Here is a 5,953-nt window from a genome sequence, read left to right as displayed (position 1 = left end):
CGGTCGCCGGAGCGGCCGCGCGCCTCAGACGCGCGCGACGCCCTCGGCGCGCGCGGCCTCGGCGACGGCCTTGGAGACCGCCGGGGCGACCCGCTCGTCGAACGGCGAGGGGATGACCTTCTGCGGGGTCAGCTCGTCGGCGACGACGCCCGCCAGCGCCTTGGCGGCGGCCAGCTTCATGCCCTCGGTGATCCGGCTCGCCCGGACCTGCAGGGCGCCGGCGAAGATGCCGGGGAAGGCCAGCACGTTGTTGATCTGGTTCGGGAAGTCGCTGCGCCCGGTGGCGACGACCGCCGCGTGCTTGTGCGCGATCTCGGGGTGGATCTCCGGGTTCGGGTTGGCCATCGCGAAGATGAACGCGCCCTCGGCCATGGTCGCGACGACCTCCTCCGGCACGGTGCCGCCGGAGACGCCGATGAAGACGTCGGCGCCGGCCATCGCGTCGGCCAGCGAGCCCTTGAGGCCGGAACGGTTCGTCAGCGCGGCGATCTCGGCCTTGACGTCCGTCAGGTCGCCGCGGCCGTCGTAGACCACGCCCTTGCGGTCGCAGACCGCCACGTCGCCGATGCCGGCGGCGAGCAGCATCTTGGCGATGGCGATGCCCGCCGCGCCGGCGCCGGAGATGACGGCCCGCAGCGAGCCGACCTCGCGGCCGGTCACCTTGGCGGCGTTCCACAGCGCGGCGGTGGTGACGATCGCGGTGCCGTGCTGGTCGTCGTGGAAGACCGGGATGTCCACGGCCTCCTGGAGACGGCGCTCGATCTCGAAGCAACGCGGGGCGGAGATGTCCTCCAGGTTGACGCCGCCGAAGGAGGGCGCCAGCCGGACCACGGTCTCGACGATCTCGTCCACGCCGGTGCAGGCCAGCGCGATCGGCACCGCGTCGACGCCGCCGAACTGCTTGAACAGGATCGCCTTGCCCTCCATCACGGGCAGCGAGGCCTGCGGGCCGATGTCGCCGAGGCCGAGCACCGCGGTCCCGTCGGTGACCACGGCGACCGTGTTGGACTTCCAGGTGTAGTCGTTCACCAGCTCCGGCTGCTCGGCGATGGCCGTGCAGACCCGTGCGACACCCGGCGTGTAGGCGAGGGACAGGTCGTCCGCGTCGCGCACCGGAACGGTCGCCCTGATCTCCATCTTGCCGCCGCGGTGCAGGGCGAAGACGGCGTCGACCGGATCGTCGGTGTCCTGGGTGCTGCTGTGGATGATCTCCGCTGCCACGATGACCTCTTCGTCATTGTTCTGGCGAGGACGCGCGGCCGACGGGCGGAGCGACCCCGTCCGGAAACCGGAAACCGGGTACGCCGAAGCGGACCCGGGGGCGGGGTCGGGGCGCTGCGTCGGGCGGCGCCCTCGGATGAGGGTTTTATGGGTCTTTTAAAAGTCCGCGTCGTACTACCGGGCGAGCGTAAGCCGGACGGAGGCGTTGCACCTGTGCCTTTTCGTCCTCGTCACGATCAGTTCATCGCCGCGCTGTCGCGTCATGGGCCCGGCTTCGGAAGCGCCGGGCTCCGGCGGCGGCAACGGCGATGACGCACGTACACCCGCAGGAGTGAACGCAGACACGGAGGGGAGCAGGTGTCCCGGATACGGAGCCGCGTGAGGACTTCCGTTCCTGAACACCCCGAGCCTGTCGGGACTCGGCGGTCTGGTTCGAGCGTTCGGGGGTCACCCGGTAAGGAATTCTGACACACCCGCCCATCGGCCCGGCAGGGCGGGATGACAGGATCGCTTGTCCGCCATATGTCGTACACCATCACGACTCGCGGCGACCGCACGTACCTCCCACAGGAGCAACCACCCTCATGCACCACCGACGTTCCCGACGGCCCGCCGTCGCCGGCGCCGCCCTGGCCGCCACCGGAGCCCTGCTGTTGACCGGCTGCAACGACGGCGGGCAGGCCGCCGCGAAGGACCCGGTCCAGGAGATCCGCGCCAAGCTCCCGAAGGCCCAGCGCTCCGCGGGCGCGCTGCGCATCGGGATGGACGTGAACTACGCGCCGGTCGAGTTCCGCGGCCCCGACGGCAAGCCGACCGGCCTGGACCCGGAGATCGCCACCGCGCTGGGCAAGATCCTCGACGTGCGGATCGAGCTGGTCGACACCCCGTTCGACAAGCTGATACCGGGCCTGCAGTCCAAGCAGTACGACGTCGCGATGTCCGCGCTGAGCGACATCCGCAAGCGCCGCGAGGGCCTGGACGACACCGGCAAGCAGGTCGACCCGGGCGTGGACTTCGTGGACTACTTCATCGCCGGCACCTCGATCGTCGTCCCCAAGGGCAACCCCAAGGGCATCAAGACCCTGGACGACCTGTGCGGCCGGACGGTGGCGCTCCAGCAGGGCACGACGCAGGACGAGATCATCACCCGTCAGGTGGCCGTCTGTGCACGCACCGGCCGCCAGCTGACGGCGCACAAGTTCGACAGCGACACCAAGGCGCTGGCCGAGGTCACCTCCGGCGCCGCGGTGGCCGGCGTCAACGACTTCCCGGTGGCCGCCTACGCGGCGAAGACCACCGACGGCGGCAACCGCTTCGAGGTGACGGGCGCGCAGTCGACGTCCAACCCGTACGGGATCGCGCTGCGCAAGGGCGACACCGAGCTGCGTGACAGCGTGTCGAAGGCCGTCGACCAGCTCATCCGCAGCGGCGAGTACGACAAGATCCTCGCCAAGTGGGGCGTCCAGGCGGGCGCGGCCCAGAACGCGGTGGTCAACGGCGGCATCTGAATAAAGAGGGGGCGGCGGGCCTCCGGGCGCAGCGCAGAGGGATCTGCATACTTATACGCAGGGTGACAGGGACAAGGGAATCGTCCTCATAGCGGACAGCACAGCCCCTCGTTATCCGATTTTGATCTGAATGAAGGCCTTCCGACCGTCATCAGATGGCAGGATTCCCCCCATCTCGGATCGAGCCGGCCACTGGTCGAGGCGGTTCGGTCAACGTCCACCTCGGCGGAGGGTGGCGGAAGCAGTTCCCAAGCACCACCCTGGACACCCCCGGTCCAGGCGCACGACCCGGCCCTTGCCCGTACGACGACGTACAGCGCCGCTTTGTGTACCCGTACAGCGCCGTACGGGCTTGCTGCCCCGGTGCGCCGCCTCCCGCGGCGCGCTCCGCCCGACCTCTCCCTCAGGAGGAGATCCCCCTCATGACCGCCCGTACCCAGCGCACCCGCTTCCTCGCTGCCGGTGCCGTTGCCGCGTCCCTGACCCTCGGCCTGACCGCCTGCGGCAGCAGCGGTTCCTCCACCGGCTCCTCGGCCGGCGCGAGCGCCACGGTCCCGGCCGTGTCCGCCGACCCGTCGCTGGCCGCCCTCGTCCCGGCCGACGTCAAGTCCGCGGGCAAGATCGTCGTCGCGACCGACGCGTCCTACGCGCCGAACGAGTTCAAGGACGACAAGGGCAACATCGTCGGCATGGACGTCGACCTGGCCACCGCGATCGCCAAGAAGCTGGGCCTCGGCGTCGACGTCCAGAACGCCACGTTCGACTCGATCATCCCGGGCATCACGGGCAAGAAGTACACCCTCAGCATGAGCTCCTTCACCGACACGAAGGAGCGCGAGGCCACGGTCGACATGGTCACGTACTTCAGCGCCGGCACGGGCGCCGCGGTCAAGAAGGGCAACCCGGAGAAGATCGACCCCAAGGACCTCTGCGGCAAGAAGGTCGCCGTCCAGACCGGCACCACCCAGGCCGACTCGATCAAGGACACGATCAACCCCGCCTGCGTGAAGGCCGGCAAGCCGACCGTCCCGAACGACGGCGACAAGTTCGACCTGCAGACGGACGTCACCCAGGCGCTGGTCTCCGGCCGCGACCAGATCATGCTGGCCGACTCCCCGGTCGTCGACTACGCGATCAAGCAGACCAACGGGCAGCTGGAGAAGGTCGGCGACGTCACCGACACCGCCCCGTACGGCGTCGTGCTCGCCAAGGGTTCCGACCTGACCAAGGCCGTCCAGGGCGCCGTCCAGTCCCTGATGGCGGACGGCACGTACAAGAGCATCCTGGAGAAGTGGGGCGTCCAGGCGGGCGCGATCGACAAGTCCGTCGTCGACGGCGCCTCCAGCTGAACCCGCTCTCCTGAACACAACCCCTGAGGCCACACAGTGAACCCTTCCGACCAGGGGTCGGTGCACCCGGGACGGCCTGAGACCATCAAGGCCGTCCCGGTCCGCCACCCCGGACGCTGGGTGGGAGCAGCCGTCGTCGCGGTCCTCGCGGCGATGCTGATCCACGCCCTCATCACCAACAGCCAGTTCCAGTGGGACGTCGTCGGCAAGTACCTCTTCGACTCCTCGATCATGCACGGCCTCGGTGTCACCCTCGAACTGACCTTCCTGTCCATGGCGATCGGCATCGCGGGCGGCGTCACGCTGGCGATCATGCGGCTGTCGCCGAACCCGGTGCTCTCCAGCACGGCCTGGTTCTACATCTGGGTCTTCCGCGGCACCCCGGTGCTGGTCCAGCTGCTGTTCTGGAACTTCCTGGGCTCGCTCTGGGCCAACATCTCGATCGGCATCCCGTTCGGCCCGGCCTTCTGGTCCGAGCCGACCAACCAGGCGATCCCGCTGTTCGTCGCGGCGCTGCTGGGCCTCGGGCTCAACGAGGCCGCGTACATGGCCGAGATCGTCCGCGGCGGCATCCAGTCCGTGCCGCTCGGCCAGACCGAGGCCGCGCACGCGCTGGGCATGAGCCAGTTCAAGACCATGCGGCGGATCATCCTGCCGCAGGCGATGCGCGTGATCATCCCGCCGACCGGCAACGAGACCATCTCGATGCTGAAGACCACCTCGCTGGTCTCGGCGATCTCGCTGGAGGAGCTGCTCCGGGCCGGCCAGAACATCTACTCGCGCACCTTCCAGACCATTCCGCTGCTGCTCGTCGTCAGCATCTGGTACCTGCTGATGACCTCGATCCTCACCGTGGGCCAGTACTACGTCGAGCGCCACTACGCCCGCGGTGCCAACCGTGCGCTCCCGCCGACGCCGCTGCAGCGGCTGCGCCGGCTGTTCGCCGGCAAGCCCGTTCCGTCGGCCAAGAACGACGTGGTCCCGGGCATCGAGGGAGGCGGTCACGTATGACCGATCTGACCAAGCCCACCGACTCCCGGCCGGTGCCGATGGTCGAGGCACAGGGCGTGCGCAAGTCCTACGGCCTCGTGGAGGTGCTGAAGGGCATCGACCTGGAGGTCAGGAAGGGCGAGGTGTTCGTCCTGGTCGGCCCCTCCGGGTCCGGCAAGTCGACCTTCCTGCGGTGCATCAACCACCTGGAGAAGATCAACGGCGGCTTCCTCTCGGTGGACGGCGAACTGGTCGGCTACCGGATGAAGGGCGACCGGCTGCACGAGCTGCGGGACCGCGAGGTCGCGCAGAAGCGCCGGGACATCGGCATGGTGTTCCAGCACTTCAACCTGTTCCCGCACATGACCGCGCTCGAGAACGTCATCGAGGCGCCGGTCCAGGTCAAGGGCGAGTCCAAGGCCGAGGCGCGCGAGCGCGGCATGGCCCTGCTGGAGCGGGTCGGCCTCTCCGACAAGGCGAAGAACTACCCGTCGCAGCTCTCCGGCGGCCAGCAGCAGCGCGTCGCGATCGCCCGCGCGCTGGCCATGAAGCCCAAGCTGATGCTCTTCGACGAGCCCACCTCGGCGCTCGACCCCGAGCTCGTCGGCGAGGTGCTGGACGTCATGCGCGGCCTCGCCGAGGAGGGGATGACGATGATCGTCGTCACCCACGAGATGGGCTTCGCCCGCGAGGTCGGCGACGCGCTGGTGTTCATGGACGGCGGCGTGGTCGTCGAGTCCGGCAGCCCGCGCGACGTCCTCACCAACCCGCAGCACGAGCGCACCCGGTCCTTCCTCTCGAAGGTCCTCTGAGCGCGTGCTGAGCGCGCACTGAGCAAGCAACCCTTGGCGCCCGGCAGGCCGGTCCTGCCGGGCGCCGCCGTTT

5 protein-coding genes are annotated in these 5,953 nt (G+C 69.3%); 4 read left to right on the top strand and 1 reads right to left on the bottom strand.

Annotation, left to right across the window (positions count from 1 at the left end):
- Positions 1-24: 24 nt before the first annotated feature.
- Positions 25-1,221: an NADP-dependent malic enzyme gene (locus tag AB0O00_RS27275; RefSeq protein WP_363656095.1), complete on the bottom strand. Its 1,197-nt coding sequence runs from the start codon at positions 1,219-1,221 to the stop codon at positions 25-27.
- A 584-nt stretch (positions 1,222-1,805) separates the two neighbouring features.
- Between AB0O00_RS27275 and AB0O00_RS27270 the strand changes: the two genes are divergently transcribed.
- The 4 genes from AB0O00_RS27270 (at position 1,806) to AB0O00_RS27255 (ending at position 5,880) form a co-directional block, all read left to right on the top strand.
- The gene (locus AB0O00_RS27270) at positions 1,806-2,729 is read left to right on the top strand and encodes an ABC transporter substrate-binding protein (RefSeq protein ID WP_363656093.1); all 924 of its coding nucleotides are present in this window, start codon (positions 1,806-1,808) and stop codon (positions 2,727-2,729) included.
- Between the two features lie 422 nt (positions 2,730-3,151).
- Positions 3,152-4,078 carry an ABC transporter substrate-binding protein gene (locus AB0O00_RS27265; RefSeq protein WP_363656091.1) on the top strand — a complete coding sequence of 309 codons (927 nt, stop codon included), beginning with the start codon at positions 3,152-3,154 and terminating at the stop codon, positions 4,076-4,078.
- A 36-nt stretch (positions 4,079-4,114) separates the two neighbouring features.
- Positions 4,115-5,089 carry an amino acid ABC transporter permease gene (locus AB0O00_RS27260; protein WP_363656089.1) on the top strand — a complete coding sequence of 325 codons (975 nt, stop codon included), beginning with the start codon at positions 4,115-4,117 and terminating at the stop codon, positions 5,087-5,089.
- Positions 5,086-5,880: an amino acid ABC transporter ATP-binding protein gene (locus tag AB0O00_RS27255; protein WP_363656087.1), complete on the top strand. Its 795-nt coding sequence runs from the start codon at positions 5,086-5,088 to the stop codon at positions 5,878-5,880. The genes AB0O00_RS27260 and AB0O00_RS27255 overlap by 4 nt, the downstream gene beginning before the upstream one ends.
- Positions 5,881-5,953 lie beyond the last annotated feature (73 nt).

Origin of the sequence: Kitasatospora sp. NPDC093558 (assembly GCF_040683475.1) — a bacterium.
GTDB lineage: Bacteria > Actinomycetota > Actinomycetes > Streptomycetales > Streptomycetaceae > Kitasatospora.
This window is presented reverse-complemented; position numbering and strand designations above follow the sequence as displayed.

Coding starts and splice junctions, on each gene's coding strand:
- AB0O00_RS27270 (WP_363656093.1), top strand. CDS start 1,806: ATGCACCACCGACGTTCCCGACGGCCCGCCGTCGCCGGCGCCGCCCTG.
- AB0O00_RS27255 (WP_363656087.1), top strand. CDS start 5,086: ATGACCGATCTGACCAAGCCCACCGACTCCCGGCCGGTGCCGATGGTC.
- AB0O00_RS27265 (WP_363656091.1), top strand. CDS start 3,152: ATGACCGCCCGTACCCAGCGCACCCGCTTCCTCGCTGCCGGTGCCGTT.